Origin of the sequence: Aliivibrio sifiae, assembly GCF_002954705.1 — a bacterium.
GTDB lineage: Bacteria > Pseudomonadota > Gammaproteobacteria > Enterobacterales > Vibrionaceae > Aliivibrio > Aliivibrio sifiae_A.
Genome location: NZ_MSCO01000001.1, coordinates 1,761,266 through 1,779,229, shown reverse-complemented (window position 1 = coordinate 1,779,229; position 17,964 = coordinate 1,761,266). Strand labels below are relative to the sequence as shown.

Genomic DNA, 17,964 nt, shown 5'->3' with positions numbered 1-17,964 from the left:
CCAACCTTTTATAAGTGTATACTTTTTTGTACACCATTTTGATGCTCATATACAAACACAGCGCATATATAACGATATAAAATATTTGGAGAACTTGTGGCTATGAGTAATACCACTAATCCCCGTGATACCTGGGGTTCAAAATTAGGATTTGTAATGGCTGCGGCAGGATCTGCTGTTGGTTTAGGTAACATTTGGAAATTCCCATATACAGCCGGAGAAAATGGTGGTGGTGCATTTGTTGCTATCTACTTATTCTTCGTGATTTTTATTGGTTTTAGTGTGATGTTGACTGAATTTGCTATCGGCCGACGAACTCAAAAATCTGCAGTAGGTGCATTTAAATCGACAGATCGTCGTTGGACTTTTGCTGGTGTTATTGGCGTTGTCAGTGGTCTATTGATCATGGGCTTCTACCCGGTAGTCGGTGGTTGGGCCATTGCTTATATTGCTAAAGTAGGTACGGGGCTTTTAGATACTCCATCCGCTATTGGCGATAGCTTTGGTGCTTTTATCTCGAACCCTGTAGAGCCGCTTATGTGGATGGGGTTATACCTACTTCTAAACATTGTTATAGTAATAAAAGGGATTTCTGGTGGTATAGAGAAAGCCGGTAAAATATTAATGCCTTTACTGTTTCTTATCTTAGTCATTGTTTCTGTAAAAGGATTAATGCTTCCAGGTGCGATGGCTGGTCTTGATTTCTTATTTAGTCCTGATTTTTCTAAAATTGACAGTAATGTAATTCTTGCTGCGTTAGGTCAAGCCTTCTTCTCATTATCTCTTGGTATGGGTTGTATGATGACTTATGGTTCTTACCTGAAGAAAAAAGAGAATTTAGTTCAAACAACCGCGATGGTTACGGCAATGGATACAGGTGTTGCTGTTCTTGCTGGTGTCGCTATGTTCCCTGCAATGTTTGCATTTGGCATGGCGCCGACAGCCGGTCCAGGTTTGGTGTTTGTTGTTGTTCCACAAATATTTGCCGAGATGGGTGGCCTGATTGGTCTTCTGCTTGCCTTATTATTCTTTATTGGTTTAAGTGTTGCAGCATTAACGTCTTCAGTATCTCTACTAGAAGTAGTCGTTTCTTACTTAATTGATGAGAAGAAATTTACTCGAATTAAAGCGGTAATTGCTGCAAGTTCTGTAATGGCTATTTTATGTGTGTTTGCTTCATTATCTTTAGGTGGTCTTGGACCAACATTGTTTGATACTGGTGCGTTTGATATCTTTGATTTATTAACTGATAAGATATTCTTAGCTGTTGGTGGTATGTTGGTATGTATCTTCGCTGGTTGGAGATTGAAACGTGAAGATCTTGAAGATGAAGTAACCAATGGCGGTGAAATTAAATTTCCACTATTTGGTTTATGGTACGCATTGGTTAAGTATATTATTCCTGTTGCAATCGCAATCGTTGCATTCATGGGGATTTCATCTGGCTTTGATGGTGGTAAAGGCCCAATCATGCTGTTAGGTGTTGCTATTATTGCTGGTTCTGCGCTTATTTCTAAGAAGTTCTAATTTAAGATAAGTGGCAGTAAATATACAGAACTATTAAATATAAACGAGAGTCTTATGACCCTCGTTTTTTTGATTTAATGGAAATGAAAAAGCCTGATATAAATATCAGGCCTTAATGTATTTTAATGTGAGAGTATGGTTTATTCAATCTCACCATCAACGTAGTACCATTTTCCATCTTCTTTTAGGAAGCGAGAGTGTTCTTTTAATTGATGTAATTGCCCATTTTCAGAATAGGTTGCTTTAAAAGAAACAAAACCTTCATCATCGCTAGTATCTGATAAGTGTGAAGATACAACTTTCAGTTTTCGCCACTCGAGCTCTATAGATTCTTCTATACCATCTCTAAACTCTTTAGCGTGACAACAGGGATGGTAAGTATCAACAATATATTGTGTCAATTGTTTCACATGAGCACTATAACGAGAACGCATTAGTAATTCTGGTGTTTTTGCTAATTCATGGTTGTTATGAATTGGCTCACAACAAACAGAATAATTTTTTTTTGTACCACATGGACAATGATTTTTTTTAGGCATAATGGCGTTTGTTCTCTATTTTTCTATGTCATCTACCCATTCGGCAGATTCTTTATAACAGGTTGTAAATTCTTGTTCTGTAATTTTCAAGGAAACACAACATTGAGATACGGTGTTCCAATTGGCTTTTTCATAACTTTCTATCGCTAAGATTAATTTACCTAAAGAACCTTGACGCTCTGTTAATGCTAGCTTTATTTCAGTCGAAATTGGTAAGTGCTGGATCAGACTATTCAAAGGTTGATCTAATAAAGGTTCTAATAGTGAGAACAAACCGACTAAAAATGCTTGGTTTGGTTCTAGGTTGATATTGGTTTTATTTACAATTAACTCACATAACTTTGCACGATGTATGGAAAGAGTATAAAGAGATTGTGGTTTGTGTTGTGTTGCATGAGCGACAGCAACCAGCGATACAAATTGACGTAACTTGGTTTCACCTAAATAGACAAGAGCCTGCTTAAAAGAGGTTATTGGTTTATCAATGACTGAAGAGGCATTAACAAAACGCAGTAATTTATAAGATAATGAGACATCTTGAACTAAGTATTTTTCAACGGCATTAAAGTCAACAATCGGTGCTGAGATTTCTTTATATAGCTGCATTATTGACAATTGATTTGGTTGAATCGCTCGCTGTTGAAACATTTCTGGTTTACTGAAAAAATAACCTTGAAAATAAATAAACCCAGCGGCTTTTGCTTGCTCAAATTCTTCATAAGTCTCTACTTTTTCAGCAAGGAAAGAAATATTATATTTTTCACAATGACGAATGAATAGTTTTGCTTTTAAAATAGGTGTAGTACGAATATCAAACTTAATAATGTCTATATAAGGTAAAAATGGAGTCCATTGAGGATTTGGTTCGAAATCATCAAGTGCTAATTTATAGCCGCGTTCTGCAAGAGTTTTAACTGCATTAAGTAAGTCTTGGTTTGGGATACAATCCTCAAGGATCTCAACGACTAGATTATGGGAGTTAAATAGCATTGGAACTAAGTTAATTAAACTTTGTTGAGGAAAATTTACAAAGCCTAATTTATCATTGATAGCATTACACTGTGAGCTTAAAAAGTGATCAGATAGTAATCGACTTGTTGCTTCTTCTGCTTCTACTGCTGGAAACGTATTTTTGGGACCATCTCGGAATAATAATTCGTAACCAATCGTATTTTTTTTGATGTCTAAGATAGGTTGACGAGCAACATATGAATACATAAACGTTATTCTCTACAGCGTGTTGAATCGAAACTGGCCTAATCATAATCTCTTTATTAAGAAAAGACTATGATCCTCCTTATTACAAAATAAGAGTGGGTTATTAATGTGATTTATTTAAAACTTTTTTCATGAAGTGTATATATATTGTTCTTATATTCAAGAATCGAGCCTTGCGTATACCAATCCCCAAGTACAATACGAGTCATTTCTTGATCATTAAAAGTGAAAACATGAGTATCTGGACGGTGAGTGTGCCCATGAATCAACCTTTTTACACCTTCTTCTGACATCACTTTTTCAACCTCACTCTGAGTGACATCCATAATCGTTAATTCTTTATGTTGTTTCTTCTCTTTGATTTTATCTTGTACGTTTTTAACAATACGTTGACGTATAAAAAGAGGGATACGATTGAATACCCATTGGAGCCATGGTTGGTGAACTTTTGCGCGGAATTCTTGATATTTGATGTCATCAATACAAAGCGTATCACCGTGCATGATTAGAACTTTTTCGCCATCCATATGAATAACGGTGTGGTCAGCTAAAAGTTGAACTCCGGTTTCTTTACAAAAGCGCTTATTAAGTAAGAAGTCTCGGTTTCCTTGAATAAAGTAACACTCAACACCTTGTTGGGTTAACGCTTTAAATGCATCTTTAATTACAACATTAAATGGTGAGTTATCATCATCGCCAATCCAAAATTCAAATAAATCACCTAATACATAAAGCTTTTCTGCATGAATAGCTTCATTGCTCATAAAATCTAGAAAGCAATCAGTGATTTCAGGTCTAAGAGGGGATAGGTGGAGATCAGAGATAAATAGAATAGTCATAAAATGCTTTTGGTTTATTAGGATGATGCCAGCTCTAATTTATAAAGCTGGCATAAAAACAGAATTATTCTGTAATTGTTGCACCAGTAATGAATACTTCTTCAACTGGAACATCTTGGTGTACATAACCGTAGTTACCTGTTGCAACACCTTTGATTTTATTTACTACGTCCATACCTTCAACAACTTCAGCGAATACACAGTAACCCCAACCATCCATAGACTCAGATTTAAAATCTAGGAATTTGTTGTCATTAACGTTGATGAAGAATTGAGAACTTGCTGAATGCGGTTCCATAGTACGAGCCATTGCTAATGTACCTACTTTGTTGCTTAGGCCATTGTTTGCTTCGTTTTTGATTGTTGCACGGCCAGTTTTTTCTTCAAGACCAGCAGTCATGCCGCCGCCTTGAACCATAAAGCCATCAATTACACGGTGGAAAAGCGTGTTGTCGTAGAAACCTTCTTGACAGTATTGTAAGAAGTTAGCACAAGTTGCAGGTGCTTTATCTTCGTGAAGTTTAACTGTGATGTCACCAAAAGATGTGTGAAGGATGATCATGAAATTACCTTTGTAATTGTATTTAAATAGAATTTGATTTTACCTAAGATTAAGGAGGATCTACAGGGAATTTTCTTGCTATCATTACTTAATATAGGTTTAATAGCCTTTATATATCCTTTAAACAAATAATGAGTAAAAAAAGAGCATGTTGAAAATATATAACTCACTTACACGCCAAAAAGAAGAATTTAAACCAATTACCGAAGGTAAAATCGGTATGTATGTGTGTGGGGTTACCATTTACGACTTGTGTCATATTGGTCATGGCCGTACGTTTGTCTCTTTTGATGTGATTTCTCGTTATTTACGTTTTTTAGGTTACGATCTTACTTTTGTTCGTAACATTACAGATATTGACGATAAGATCATTAAACGTGCCGCTGAAAATGGCGAAACGTGTGATACATTAACTGAGCGTCTAATTGCTGATATGCATGCTGATTTTGACGCTTTAAATATGAAACGTCCAGATGTTGAACCAAGAGCAACAGAATACATTACTGAAATTGTAGAGTTAGTAGAGCGTTTGATCGAGCGTGGTTTTGCTTACGTTGCATCTAATGGTGATGTTATGTTTGAAGTGAAAAAATACGACGAATACGGTCGCCTTTCTCGTCAAGACCTTGAGCAACTTCAAGCGGGCTCTCGCGTCACAATTGAAGAAGCAAGTGTAAAGCGTAGTGGTATGGACTTCGTATTATGGAAAATGTCTAAACCAGGCGAACCAACATGGGAATCACCATGGGGTCCTGGCCGTCCAGGCTGGCATATCGAATGTTCTGCAATGAACTCTTCTATTTTGGGTAATCATTTTGATATTCATGGGGGGGGCTCTGACCTTATGTTCCCACATCATGAAAATGAAATCGCTCAATCATGTTGCGCACATGATTCTAAGTACGTAAATACTTGGATGCACAGCGGCATGGTAATGGTTGACCGTGAAAAAATGTCTAAGTCATTAGGAAACTTTTTTACTATCCGTGACGTATTAGCGCATTACGATTCTGAAACAGTTCGCTATTTCTTAATGTCTGGTCATTACCGTAGCCAATTGAATTACAGTGAAGATAATTTAAACCAAGCTCGTGCTTCACTAGAGCGTTTGTATACCTCTTTACGTGGCCTTGATTTAACCGTTACTGCTGCTGGTGGTGAAGAGTTTGTTTCTCGTTTTTCAACCGCAATGAATGATGATTTCAATACGCCAGAGGCTTATTCTGTATTGTTTGAGATGGCGCGTGAAGTAAACCGCCTGAAAACAGAAAATGTTGAAGCTGCCTCTAAGCTTGGTGCGTTGATGCGTGAACTTGCTGAAGTATTAGGCTTATTATCTCAAGATCCAGAAGCTTTTTTACAAGGCGATAGTGGCAGCGATGATGAAGTTGCTGAAATTGAAGCATTGATTAAAGCGCGTAATGATGCTCGTGCAGCAAAAGATTGGGCAGCTGCTGATGCCGCTCGTGATGCTATTGCAGCGCTAAATATTGTTCTTGAAGATGGCCCAGAGGGCACGACATGGCGTCGTAAATAATATAAACAGTTTTATATAAAGGGCTGGTATTTCCAGCCTTTTTTATTACCAAATTTTTAAACTTTAATAGAGGACACATTTGTGGCTCAAATGTACTTTTATTACTCAGCAATGAATGCGGGTAAATCAACAACACTTCTTCAATCGTCTTTTAATTATCAAGAACGCGGAATGAACCCTGCAATTTTCACTGCAGCTATTGATGATCGTTATGGTGTGGGAAAAGTGAGTTCTCGTATTGGTTTAGATGCGGATGCGCATTTATTTAATACTGATATGGATTTGTTTGAGGTAATTAAAACACTTCATGAAAAAGAGAAACTTCATTGTGTGTTAATTGATGAATGCCAATTCTTAACTAAAGAACAAGTTTATCAGCTAACAGAAGTAGTTGATAAGCTGCATATTCCTGCGTTGTGTTATGGTTTACGTACTGATTTTTTAGGTGAACTATTTGAAGGCAGTAAGTACTTGTTATCTTGGGCTGATAAATTAGTTGAACTAAAAACAATTTGTCATTGTGGCCGTAAAGCGAACATGGTTATTCGTACTGATGAGCATGGGGTTGCTATTGCTGATGGCGATCAAGTTGCTATTGGTGGTAATGAATTGTATGTATCAGTTTGTCGTACTCACTATAAAGAGGCGTTAGGTAAATAAAACCAGTGCCAATAGCAATGGATATGTGAATTCTTATAGTGAAGAAATTAAGGCCAAATCCATTGTAATGGATTTGGCCTTTTTATCGTCGTTTTAAAAGAGTATTAATTACAAGTAGAAATACCTACTTCCTTCCATACTCCCCATTCACCAGAGGTTGATGGATCATTACCTTGAGTCCACCATTTTGCTTCCCATGTTTTACCTGCTTGAGACACTTGATCGCCACCAGTGTAAACCGCTGTTGCATCCCATGCATTGTCACAAGTTACAGGTGGGTTCCCAACATCTTTTAGTACAGTAACGCTTACTGTTGCTGTATTTGATGCTTGGCCATCATTTGCAGTTACCGAGAATGATAACGGAGTATCTGTTGTATAAGAACCTGCAGTAAAGGTTACTTTAGACCCTGTAACCGTTGCATCTATTCCTGATGGAACAGCCCACGTAAACGTAAGGGGATCGTTATCTGCATCAGTAGAAGAAGAGGCATCCAATATAACGACATCACCTTTATTGACAGAGCTTGGTGCAATAATTGCTGCCACTGGTGGGGTATTAACTGGTTCAGTTCCCTCAACTGTGACTGCTACAGAGGTAGAGTCAGAAGCTGTTGCGCCTTTATTGTCAGTTACCGTTAATGTAAATTGTAGAGTTTCAGATTGAGCAAAACCATCGGTAGAAAAACTAGCGTTAGCACTATTTGGATTGCTTAATGTTATTACTGGACCAGAGGTTTGAGTCCAAACATAAGAGACAATAGTTCCATCGCTGTCTGATGATAAAGATCCATCAAGTTGAACTGTAGCAGGAGCGATAACAGCAATATCAACTCCGGCATTAGCAATTGGTTTCTTATTTACTGGAGGAATTACCGTACCATCACCAGCAAGACCTTCTTGCATTGCATTAAGAATATCACCATTATCTGCGTCAATTTCCCATGCAAATAAGCCACCTAAACCAAGTGAACGAACGTATTCACCTTTAGCAAGTACAGATTGTTTATTGTCATAAGTGATTAAATCACCATTGCTTGGGTCATAAGCATATGCAGCTTGAGCAATGTCATCATAACCTACTTCAACACCTGCTTTATTTACGTAATTGGTCACTACATCTTTATAATCAATTACGCCAGCTTCCCAAGAACCAGCAACTTTACCATTACCAACACCTGTCATAGGGTTTGTCGGGTCAGTCATGCTGTCACGTGTAACACCAGTCCAGCCACGCGCATACATAGCAGCACCAACGACTAATTTTTTAGCATCAACACCTTGAGCAAGTAATAAGTCGATCGCATTAGTGATTGTATAAGCAGGACCTTTACGAGGCTCGCCTTTATCATCTAACCCTGTTCCATCACATTCGCCTTGTGACATGTGTGAGCCACAGTTTAATGCAGTTTGATGCCCAACGACGTTATTCCAGCCGCCAAAGAAGTCATAAGTCATCGCAAAGATATAATCCATATATTGAGAAGCTGCTGCATAATCAACATCCTCAATCTTATCGTAACCAGCACCAATCGCAGAGGTTAACTCATACGTTTTACCTGTTTCAGCACTTAACTCATCAAGCATTGCTCTTAGTTCTTGCATTAATGCAACATAAGCTGGGCCATCATTTACAGGGTCACCACCTGTTGCACTTGCACCGTCACCACCAGGGAATTCCCAATCGATATCTACACCATCATAAAATTTCCATGTTTTAAGGAATTTTTTAACTGAAGCAACGAAGATGTCTCGCTTAGGTTTATCAACAAAGTCATAAAAAGGGTCTGATAAAGTCCAACCACCGATTGATGGAACAATTTTTAGGTCTGGATAACGTTGCTTAAGTGCCATCATTTGTCCATAAGTCCCTTTATAAGGAGTACTATGAACGTGACCAGATTGAGGCTGCGGCATTTGAACAGCAGCCCATGGGTCATGAATAACAACTTCATAGTCAGGAGTTCCTGCACAAGCACGGTTTAGAGCAGCTAAGCTGTTGCCGTTTTCAATTTCACCTAAAGAAGGGTTAGGGCCACAGATAGGAACAAAACCATAAAGAATATGGGTTAGATTTTGTGCTGGAATTTGGTCAACAGCAAACTTACGACCGTAAACCCCCCATTCAACAAAATAAGCACCAGAAACCATTCCATCAGGCGTGGTGTAATTTCCATTAGCAGGATCGACATTCATTGGCAGAGGATCTAAATGGCTACCATCAGTATCGGCAACAACAATTGCTTTGGCTGCACTGGTGCTACATTCTTCTGTTGCGCCTGAGCCATTACAAAGTTCTACCGTCATTTCGTATTGACCGCCTTGACGAACTTGTAGAACCGTAGAGGCTTTTTGTGAAGCTGAAGGAGAAACCGCTTCTTCATGAACCACAACGCCATTTAATAGCACGCGCCATTTTTCTGCAGATTCACCAGACCAGCGATCCCAAGTAACAGGTACTTCTGCAAATTCTTTAATTGTCACTAAATCTTTATATGAGGTAGCAGCTTGATCTACATCGATAATTGAAAAATCACTTTCCATCCAAGAAATAATTGCTTGGCCAGGGACCGCAGCATAGCCTGGAGCGGATAGAGCAAGGGCAATTGCTGCAGAGCAAACCCCTAGTTTATTTTTAAACATAAATAACATCCTTGATTAATTAATCCTAAATGGATTGCTGCTGAAAAATTCAGCATTGCTACTATTTTTGTTCATATTTTATAAATATCCAATTGCGATGCTGAGTTTGGTAGCAATCTAGGATAATCAACATGTTTTATTTGTAATTCAGCTAAAATAATGAAGGGTCTGTCTAAAATTTATGTTTTATGTATTGCGTTAATTAAGGTGCTTAATTATTAGAGTTAATTAACTTTTTTGCGTAAAAAAAGCTATTAATTAGTGTTTTTATCTGTATTTTGAGCGGTTTTTTAGCTTTCTATTCTTTTTTTAATATTCTTCTAGTCGAAATAGTATGAAATTTTATTTTTTTTATAGTGTATTGGTACTCATATTTACTGAAAGGTTAAAATGTGGTCGTTTATCCTGCTGATTGTGATGTTTTTAAAAATTATTAGGCGTTTTGTAACAAAAATGTGGCAAGTTACTTCAATGATTGATAATGTTTCCCACAATTCTTCGAAGGTTTTTATGTTTTTTAAGCGTATTTCACGTTTTTAGATAATAAATGATTGGCAAGTCGTTTTGCCCGAAGAGTGTCATGGAAGCTAAATAAAATGTATTGGAGTTAATGCATGTATAAGAATAAAATTACACAAGCGATCTTGCTTGGTGGCCTGTCACTAACACTTGTCGGCTGTGGAGATAAAACCGCAGAGCAACCAGTTAAAGAAACTAAACCTGCTGAAAAACCAATGTCGACAGAAGTGGTTTATGCAGATGTTCAAGAACTGACTCGTGGTAATGGTACTGAAGTTGCAACTCTTGATCCTCATAAGTCTCAAGGTGTACCTGAGTCTCACGTGATTCGTGATTTACTTGAAGGTCTGGTGAATCAAGATGCAGAAGGTAATACCATTCCTGGTGTTGCAGAAAGTTGGGAAACAACGGACAACCAAAAATTTATTTTCCATTTACGTAAAGATGCTAAGTGGTCAAATGGCGATCCTGTAACTGCAGATGATTTCGTATACAGCTTCCAACGTGCTGTTGATCCTGCAACTGCATCTCCTTACTCTTGGTATATGGAATATACTAAGATGGCGAATGCTAAAGACATCGTTGCGGGTAAAAAAGATAAGAGTGAACTAGGTGTTAAAGCAATTGATGCCAACACTTTAGAAGTTCAACTTGATACTGCTGTTCCTTACTTTGTTAAAATGATGGGTCACACAACAGTAAAACCTGTTCATAAAGCAACGATTGAAAAATTTGGTGACCAGTGGACTAAGCCGGGTAATTTTGTTGGTAATGGTGCTTATGTTGTTGACCAATGGGTTGTGAATGAGCGTTTAGATCTAGTTCGTAACGAACAGTATTGGGATAACGCGAATACGAAAATCAATAAAGTCACTTTCTTACCGATTGAAAATCAAGTGTCAGAAATGAATCGTTTCCTTTCTGGCGAGTTGGATTTTACAAACGAATTGCCTGTGGAGCACTTTAAACGCCTAAAAAAAGAAGAGCCTGAATCTGTTTCAGTTGTTGGTAGTCTATGTACTTACTACTACTCGTTTAATACAAAAAAAGCACCGTTTGATGACGTTCGAGTTCGTAAAGCTATCTCTTATGCCATTGACCGCCCAATTATTTCTGATGTCATTTTAGGCCAAGGTCAAAAACCAGCGTATTTCTTAACACCAGAAATTACTGCAGGCTTTAACCCTGAGCTTCCTGTTTACGGAAAAATGACGCAAGATGAACGGAATGCTGAAGCAAAACGTCTATTAGCTGAAGCCGGCTTTGGTCCTGAAAATCCACTTAAATTTACTCTTCTATACAATACGTCAGAAAACCATAAGAAAATTGCAGTCGCTGCAGGCTCTATGTGGAAGAAGACTCTTGGCTTAGAAGTTGTTTTAGAAAACCAAGAATGGAAAACCTACCTAGATTCAAAAGACCAAGGTCAATTTGAAGTAGCACGTGCTGGCTGGTGTGGTGATTACAATGAAGCATCTGCTTTTTTAACATTAATGGTTAGTAAGAATACAACTGGCGGTCAACATTACGGAAGTGCTGAATATGATGCATTGATTGAAAAAGCATTGGCATCAACTTCAGAAGAAGAGCGTACTGCTATCTATCTACAAGCTGAGCAGCTATTAGCGAAAGATATGCCAATTGCGCCTATCTATCAGTACGTTAAATCTCGTCTATTATCCCCTCAAGTTGGTGGTTTCCCAACAGGAAACGCAGAAGAGAAAATCTACTCAAAAGATCTTTACATCAAAGCTAAGTAATTAGTAGTAACTAAAACTATAAAAAAAGCCACTACACGCAGGATAGCGTGTAGTGGTTAGATCGATCTTTATTTTATTTTTTGTCACAGACTGGAAGAGTGAATTATGTTTCAATTCATTATCAAACGGATCCTTGAAGCAATCCCAACAATGTTGGTATTGATCACTATCTCATTTTTTTTAATGAGGTTTGCTCCTGGTAACCCATTTTCTACAGAACGGCCACTTCCGCCAGAAGTAATGGCGAATATCAATGCAAAGTATGGTTTAGATAAGCCTGTATTTGAACAATACACCACTTACCTTGGAAACATTCTGCAAGGTGATTTTGGACCATCATTTAAATACCAAGATTACACAGTTAATGAGCTGGTTGAAGCGGCATTACCCGTTTCTGCAAAAGTCGGTTTTTTTGCCTTTATCTTTACCGTTGTACTTGGTGTCTCCATTGGTACGTTAGCCGCATTGAGGCAAAATACCTGGTTAGATTACAGTATAATGTCAACAGCCATGATAGGGGTCGTAATGCCATCCTTTGTATTGGCCCCTGCACTTATTTATCTCTTTTCTATTGAACTTGGTTGGTTCTCTGCCGGGGGCTGGCATGATGGTTCATTTAAATACATGTTTTTACCAATTATGGGTATGTCCTTTCTCTACGTAGCAACGTTTGCTCGTATCACTCGCGGTAGCATGATTGAAACACTTAATAGTAACTTTATTCGTACGGCTCGAGCAAAAGGATTAAGTTACCGCTACATCGTTCTAAAACATGCGTTAAAACCAGCAATGCTACCTGTTGTTTCTTATATGGGTCCAGCATTCGTAGGTATTATCACCGGTTCTGTTGTTATCGAAACCATTTTTGGTTTGCCAGGTATTGGTAAGTTATTCGTAAATGCAGCTTTTAACCGTGATTATTCGTTAGTAATGGGGGTTACCATTTTAATTGGTTTCCTATTTATCTTATTCAACGCGATTGTTGATGTATTACTAGCTGTAATTGACCCGAAAATTCGTTTTTAATAGGGGACGGACGTATGTTAACTAAAAAAGAAAATTTAGAAGCGATCGAAAAGTTCTCAGAAAATCTAGAGATTGAAGGTCGTAGTTTATGGCAAGATGCGCGTCTTCGTTTTATGCGAAACAAAGCGGCAATGATAAGCCTTTGTGTGCTTACAGTAATGACATTAGCTGTGATTTTTTTACCTATGTTTAGTCAGTATGCTTATGATGATACCGATTGGTATGCATTGCATGAAGCACCAAGTATGACTCACCTTTTTGGTACAGATAGTTTAGGGCGAGATCTTTTTGTTCGAACTTTAGTTGGTGGAAGAATTTCATTAATGGTTGGTATCCTCGGTGCATTTGTCGCGGTACTTATCGGTACGCTTTATGGTGCAACTTCAGGATTTGTTGGCGGTAAAGTCGACCGTATCATGATGCGTTTTATTGAGATTTTATATGCGGTCCCATTTATGTTCCTCGTAATTGTACTAGTGACATTCTTTGGCCGTAATATCGTACTTATCTTTGTTGCTATCGGTGCAATTGCTTGGCTTGATATGGCTCGTATAGTTCGTGGTCAGACACTGAGCTTACGTAGTAAAGAGTTTATCGAAGCGGCACACGTTTGTGGTGTGAGCAAGTGGGGTATCATCACTCGCCATATCGTTCCAAACGTATTAGGTATTGTTGCTGTTTATTCAACGTTACTTATCCCAAGTATGATCTTAACAGAATCTTTCTTATCCTTCCTCGGTCTTGGTGTTCAAGAGCCAATGACAAGCTGGGGGGCTTTACTTCAAGAAGGCTCTCAAACAATGGAAGTCGCTATTTGGCAACTAACTTTCCCCGCTTTATTTATGGTTGTTACCTTATTTTGCTTTAACTACGTGGGTGATGGTTTACGTGATGCGCTGGATCCAAAAGACAGATAATTCTCTGTGTGGACAGCTAATTATTAAACAAATTTGAGTAGGAAAGAATTATGAGTTTATTAGATGTAAAAGATCTGCGCGTAGAGTTTACAACTCAAGATGGTAACGTAACCGCAGTAAATGATTTAAATTTTTCACTTCAGCAAGGTGAGACATTGGGCATCGTAGGTGAGTCAGGCTCTGGTAAGTCACAGACAGTATTTGCACTAATGGGTCTATTAGCTAAAAACGGTATTATTACTGGTAGCGCAAAATTTGAAGGTAGAGAGGTTCTAAATCTTCCTGAAAAAGAGCTGAATAAAATTCGTGCGGAACAGATGGCAATGATTTTCCAAGATCCAATGACGTCTCTAAATCCATATATGAAAGTTAGCGACCAGCTAATGGAAGTATTAATGTTGCATAAAGGCATGGGTAAAGCAGAAGCATTTGAAGAATCAGTTCGTATGCTAGAAGCGGTTAAAATACCAGAAGCTCGTAAGCGTATTACTATGTATCCGCATGAGTTTTCAGGTGGTATGCGTCAACGTGTAATGATAGCAATGGCATTATTATGTCGTCCAAAATTATTGATCGCTGATGAACCAACAACGGCACTAGATGTAACGATTCAAGCACAAATCATGCAGTTATTGAATGAACTTAAAAGTGAATTTAACACCGCTATTATTATGATCACCCATGATTTGGGTGTGGTAGCTGGTTCGTGTGACAAAGTGTTGGTTATGTACGCAGGTCGTACAATGGAATATGGTTCAGTGAATGAAATTTTCTATGAGCCAAGCCATCCATACGCAGAAGGTCTGTTAAAAGCTATTCCTCGTTTAGATCAAGAGGGTGAGATTTTATCAACTATCCCTGGTAATCCACCAAACTTACTTCGATTACCTACAGGCTGCCCTTATCAAGAGCGTTGTCATCGTGTAATGGACCGTTGTAAGCAAGAAGCACCGATACTGCAACCATTTGCAAACGGTCGTTTACGTGCTTGTTTTTCTGAACAGGAGACGTGGTAATGTCAGCAGATAAAAAATTAATATTAGACATAAAGAACTTAAAAGTTCACTTTAGCATTCCATCAAAATCAGTGTGGCCTTGGGCGAAACCTGCAAATTTAAAAGCGGTAGATGGTGTAAACGTTCGCTTATATGAAGGCGAAACATTGGGTGTTGTTGGTGAGTCTGGTTGTGGTAAATCAACGTTTGCTCGTGCAATTATTGGTTTAGTCGAAGCAACAGAAGGTGAAGTTGTGTGGCTTGGTCAGGACTTGACTAAACTGGAAGATGAGCCATTACGCCAAAAACGTAAAGAGATTCAAATGATCTTCCAAGATCCACTTGCTTCTCTTAATCCACGTATGACTGTAGGCGATATTATTGCTGAACCATTACAAACCTTCTATCCAAAACTGACAAAAGATGAAGTGAAAGATAGGGTAAAAGAAATGATGGCAAAGGTAGGTTTATTACCTAATGTTATTAACCGTTACCCTCATGAATTCTCTGGTGGGCAATGTCAGCGTATCGGTATTGCGCGTGCGCTTATTTTAAAACCAAAAATGATCATCTGTGATGAACCAGTTTCAGCTCTGGATGTTTCAATTCAAGCACAAGTAGTAAATCTACTGAAAGAGCTACAAAAAGAGTTAGGATTAAGCTTAGTTTTCATTGCTCATGACTTATCAGTAGTGAAGCACATTTCTGATCGTGTATTGGTTATGTATTTAGGTAATGAGGTTGAATTGGGTGAGTCAGATGCGTTATTTAGCAACCCTAAACACCCGTATACAAAAGCGCTAATGTCAGCAGTACCAATTCCAGATCCAAAGCTTGAAAGAGCAAAGGTAATTGAGATGCTAGAAGGTGATTTACCTTCACCAATCAGTCCACCTTCTGGTTGTGTATTCCGTACTCGTTGTCCTCAAGCTACAGATATATGTGCACAGACTAAACCAGAGCTAAAAGGAACAGATGTACACGCCGTTTCTTGTTTAGCTGTAACCGATATCTAATGTAAAAAGCCATCATAATTCGATTAATTATGATGGCAATTTCAGTTTTTAATCATTCAGCCTGTGACAGGCTTAAGCGCGATAATCTATTTATATCGCGCTTTTTTTATTCTTCGTCTTCCTCTGATTCTACGAACCAGTAACCGGTATTTACAAACTGCAGTAAGTTAGACACTGAATGTGGATCTTGTAGTAAATTTTCTATATCAAGAAGTGTAAATTCTGAAGCTTCACATAAAGCGATGACATCATTTTTTACTGCCAGTGGGAAAACATAGCTTTCACCATCAATATAAAGCGTCATATTATCCTCACATGCTTCAGCTTCATGATAGAAGGCACGAATACCTGCAACTTTAATCAGAGCTTGTCCTGATTGTAAATAGCTTAATAACTCTTCAGTTGTCCATTTTTCAGAATCAGGAAGGATGTTTAAATGATGACGAGAATTACTTAAATATTCACCCATAAATTGCTTTAGCGTTTGTTCATCCGACATAGCATTTAACATCATCGCTTTTAGGTCTTCAAAGCTTTGTGTCGTAATTTTAGTGCCGTGATCTTGTGCTTGAAGATCTGGGTTGTGGTAATGCACATCACTTTTTTCATTTTCAATAATGAAATCAGCAAAATTACTTACTAACTCTTGCTCTTTTGGAGAGCGGAAGCCAGCAGAATAGCTCATTGATGGTTCTAGTGCATAGCCATCATGTGGGAAGCCCGGTGGGATATAAAGAATATCACCAGGTTCTAAGATTTGATCAATGATAGGATCAAAACCTGTGATTTGCTTTAATGCGCCATGACGGTGTTCTTCTTCGTATTCACCAATATCACCAACACGCCAATGACGTTTACCTTGACCTTGAATGATGAAAACATCGTATTGATCGATGTGTGGACCAACGCCACCATCAGGCACAGAGTAGCTGATCATGATGTCATCAAATAACCAGTTTGGCATTTGTTTGAATGGCTTAAATAACTCTGCTGCACCTTCGTGCCAGTGGTTAGCCGCTTGAACAATAATAGACCAATTGGTTTCGCCAAGCGTATCAAATAACTCTTCGCTCAATGGGCCGTGTTCTGCTTTCCATTCGTTATTTAAATTGGATACAAAGCGAGAATCGACATCACTTTCTAGTGTTAAACCCGCCAGTTCTTCAGGAGTAACAGGGTCTTGGAAGTTTTCAAAACCGCCTTTAATAATGACAGGTTTTTTCTGCCAGTACTCCGCAAGGAATTCTTTTAATGAGAAGCTTAATTGATACATGATTTTTTCCAATAAAAATGCCCGATAGTCGGGCATTTAGAATAAATTTAGGATGAGTAAAATGGTTAGTATTTAACGTTATTGTTATATTGACTTAAGATCTCTACCATTTTTTCCATTGTTTCTTTAGAAGGAGGATTAACGCCTTCAAGAGGGTAGCTAAGCCCCATCGCTTCCCATTTATGTGCACCTAATTGGTGGTAAGGAAGCAATTCAATTTTCTCAATGTTATCCATGTCTTTAATGAATTCACCAAGTAGGTGTGCTGATTCTTCATCGTCAGTATAACCAGGAACAATTACGTAGCGGATCCATGTTTTTTGACCGATTTTGTGTAAGTAACGAGCAAAATCTAGAACACGAGCGTTGGATACACCAATGAATTCTTTATGAACGTCATCTTTCATTTGTTTAAGGTCAAGCATAACAAGATCAGAGGCTTCCAATACTTCATCTATAACATCGCTATGTTTACGAATATAGCCATTAGTATCTAAGCACGTATGCATGCCTTCAGCTTGTGCTGCACGGAAGAAATCACGAACAAATTCAGGTTGAAGCATCGCTTCGCCACCAGAACAAGTAATGCCGCCGCCAGATGCTTTCATGAAATGACGATAGCTTTTCGCTTCTTCAATTAACTCTGTGACAGTAACTTCTTTACCTTCATGGGTATCCCAAGTATCGCGATTATGGCAATACATGCAACGCATTAAGCAGCCTTGCAAAAAGATGATAAAGCGAATACCTGGACCATCAACGGTACCACAAGATTCAAAAGAGTGAATACGACCTACAGACATGACGACATTTCTCCGAACTATAATTATGAGGTCATTTTATTACACTTTGAGGTAATTAAGTAGGGCAAACCATAGAGAAATAGGGGGAATTATGAGGAAAGTGGAAATAAAAAAGCCCTACCAAAATGGCT

Annotated in this window: 15 protein-coding genes; 8 read left to right on the top strand and 7 right to left on the bottom strand. The window is 38.2% G+C overall.

The features are described 5' to 3' along the window. Nucleotides 1-96: 96 nt before the first annotated feature. Nucleotides 97-1,527 (top strand): sodium-dependent transporter, encoded by a 1,431-nt coding sequence (locus BTO22_RS07860; RefSeq protein ID WP_181044579.1) that lies wholly within the window; start codon nt 97-99, stop codon nt 1,525-1,527. Nucleotides 1,528-1,667: 140 nt separating this feature from the next. Here BTO22_RS07860 and BTO22_RS07855 read toward each other — a convergent pair whose 3' ends face one another. The 4 genes from BTO22_RS07855 to BTO22_RS07840 form a co-directional block, all read right to left on the bottom strand. After that, complete coding sequence (locus BTO22_RS07855) at nt 1,668-2,066, bottom strand: YchJ family protein (RefSeq protein ID WP_105055018.1); 399 nt, start codon at nt 2,064-2,066, stop codon at nt 1,668-1,670. A gap of 15 nt (nt 2,067-2,081) precedes the next feature. Then, complete coding sequence (locus BTO22_RS07850; protein ID WP_105055017.1) at nt 2,082-3,284, bottom strand: EAL and HDOD domain-containing protein; 1,203 nt, start codon at nt 3,282-3,284, stop codon at nt 2,082-2,084. A gap of 113 nt (nt 3,285-3,397) precedes the next feature. Beyond that, a complete protein-coding gene (gene lpxH, locus BTO22_RS07845) occupies nt 3,398-4,123 on the bottom strand; it encodes a UDP-2,3-diacylglucosamine diphosphatase (protein ID WP_105055016.1) in 726 nt (241 codons plus the stop codon). 64 nt (nt 4,124-4,187) lie between these two features. Beyond that, on the bottom strand, nt 4,188-4,685 hold the full coding sequence (locus tag BTO22_RS07840) for a peptidylprolyl isomerase (protein ID WP_105055015.1): 498 nt from the start codon (nt 4,683-4,685) through the stop codon (nt 4,188-4,190). 148 nt (nt 4,686-4,833) lie between these two features. Here BTO22_RS07840 and cysS point away from each other — a divergent pair, with 148 nt between their 5' ends. Next, on the top strand, nt 4,834-6,222 hold the full coding sequence (gene cysS, locus BTO22_RS07835; protein ID WP_105055014.1) for a cysteine--tRNA ligase: 1,389 nt from the start codon (nt 4,834-4,836) through the stop codon (nt 6,220-6,222). Between the two features lie 81 nt (nt 6,223-6,303). Beyond that, complete coding sequence (locus BTO22_RS07830) at nt 6,304-6,882, top strand: thymidine kinase (protein WP_105055013.1); 579 nt, start codon at nt 6,304-6,306, stop codon at nt 6,880-6,882. A gap of 104 nt (nt 6,883-6,986) precedes the next feature. Here BTO22_RS07830 and BTO22_RS07825 read toward each other — a convergent pair whose 3' ends face one another. Beyond that, a complete protein-coding gene (locus BTO22_RS07825; protein WP_105055012.1) occupies nt 6,987-9,524 on the bottom strand; it encodes a glycosyl hydrolase family 18 protein in 2,538 nt (845 codons plus the stop codon). 614 nt (nt 9,525-10,138) lie between these two features. On the opposite strand from BTO22_RS07825, the gene BTO22_RS07820 reads away from it, so the two are divergent. The 5 genes from BTO22_RS07820 (at nt 10,139) to oppF (ending at nt 15,757) form a co-directional block, all read left to right on the top strand. After that, nucleotides 10,139-11,803: an ABC transporter substrate-binding protein gene (locus BTO22_RS07820; RefSeq protein ID WP_105055011.1), complete on the top strand. Its 1,665-nt coding sequence runs from the start codon at nt 10,139-10,141 to the stop codon at nt 11,801-11,803. A gap of 105 nt (nt 11,804-11,908) precedes the next feature. Continuing rightward, nucleotides 11,909-12,829: an oligopeptide ABC transporter permease OppB gene (gene oppB / locus BTO22_RS07815; RefSeq protein ID WP_105055010.1), complete on the top strand. Its 921-nt coding sequence runs from the start codon at nt 11,909-11,911 to the stop codon at nt 12,827-12,829. A gap of 14 nt (nt 12,830-12,843) precedes the next feature. Beyond that, on the top strand, nt 12,844-13,746 hold the full coding sequence (oppC, locus tag BTO22_RS07810) for an oligopeptide ABC transporter permease OppC (RefSeq protein ID WP_105055009.1): 903 nt from the start codon (nt 12,844-12,846) through the stop codon (nt 13,744-13,746). A 50-nt stretch (nt 13,747-13,796) separates the two neighbouring features. Then, nucleotides 13,797-14,762 carry an ABC transporter ATP-binding protein gene (locus tag BTO22_RS07805; protein WP_105055008.1) on the top strand — a complete coding sequence of 322 codons (966 nt, stop codon included), beginning with the start codon at nt 13,797-13,799 and terminating at the stop codon, nt 14,760-14,762. Continuing rightward, entirely contained in the window at nt 14,762-15,757 is a 996-nt protein-coding gene (gene oppF, locus BTO22_RS07800) for a murein tripeptide/oligopeptide ABC transporter ATP binding protein OppF (RefSeq protein WP_105055007.1), read from the top strand. The genes BTO22_RS07805 and oppF overlap by 1 nt, the downstream gene beginning before the upstream one ends. 106 nt (nt 15,758-15,863) lie before the next feature. On the opposite strand, the gene BTO22_RS07795 is transcribed toward oppF, so the two are convergent. Next, nucleotides 15,864-17,030 (bottom strand): cupin domain-containing protein, encoded by a 1,167-nt coding sequence (locus tag BTO22_RS07795; protein WP_181044578.1) that lies wholly within the window; start codon nt 17,028-17,030, stop codon nt 15,864-15,866. Nucleotides 17,031-17,095: 65 nt separating this feature from the next. After that, nucleotides 17,096-17,833, bottom strand: coding sequence for a pyruvate formate lyase 1-activating protein (gene pflA / locus BTO22_RS07790; protein ID WP_105055005.1), 738 nt, complete (start codon nt 17,831-17,833; stop codon nt 17,096-17,098). Nucleotides 17,834-17,964 lie beyond the last annotated feature (131 nt).

Bases quoted from the DNA above. Each gene is read 5' to 3' on its own strand.
- pflA (WP_105055005.1), bottom strand. From the start codon at position 17,833: ATGTCTGTAGGTCGTATTCACTCTTTTGAATCTTGTGGTACCGTTGAT.
- BTO22_RS07850 (WP_105055017.1), bottom strand. From the start codon at position 3,284: ATGTATTCATATGTTGCTCGTCAACCTATCTTAGACATCAAAAAAAAT.
- BTO22_RS07805 (WP_105055008.1), top strand. From the start codon at position 13,797: ATGAGTTTATTAGATGTAAAAGATCTGCGCGTAGAGTTTACAACTCAA.
- BTO22_RS07825 (WP_105055012.1), bottom strand. From the start codon at position 9,524: ATGTTTAAAAATAAACTAGGGGTTTGCTCTGCAGCAATTGCCCTTGCT.
- oppF (WP_105055007.1), top strand. From the start codon at position 14,762: ATGTCAGCAGATAAAAAATTAATATTAGACATAAAGAACTTAAAAGTT.
- BTO22_RS07840 (WP_105055015.1), bottom strand. From the start codon at position 4,685: ATGATCATCCTTCACACATCTTTTGGTGACATCACAGTTAAACTTCAC.
- BTO22_RS07795 (WP_181044578.1), bottom strand. From the start codon at position 17,030: ATGTATCAATTAAGCTTCTCATTAAAAGAATTCCTTGCGGAGTACTGG.
- oppB (WP_105055010.1), top strand. From the start codon at position 11,909: ATGTTTCAATTCATTATCAAACGGATCCTTGAAGCAATCCCAACAATG.
- oppC (WP_105055009.1), top strand. From the start codon at position 12,844: ATGTTAACTAAAAAAGAAAATTTAGAAGCGATCGAAAAGTTCTCAGAA.
- lpxH (WP_105055016.1), bottom strand. From the start codon at position 4,123: ATGACTATTCTATTTATCTCTGATCTCCACCTATCCCCTCTTAGACCT.
- BTO22_RS07820 (WP_105055011.1), top strand. From the start codon at position 10,139: ATGTATAAGAATAAAATTACACAAGCGATCTTGCTTGGTGGCCTGTCA.
- cysS (WP_105055014.1), top strand. From the start codon at position 4,834: ATGTTGAAAATATATAACTCACTTACACGCCAAAAAGAAGAATTTAAA.
- BTO22_RS07855 (WP_105055018.1), bottom strand. From the start codon at position 2,066: ATGCCTAAAAAAAATCATTGTCCATGTGGTACAAAAAAAAATTATTCT.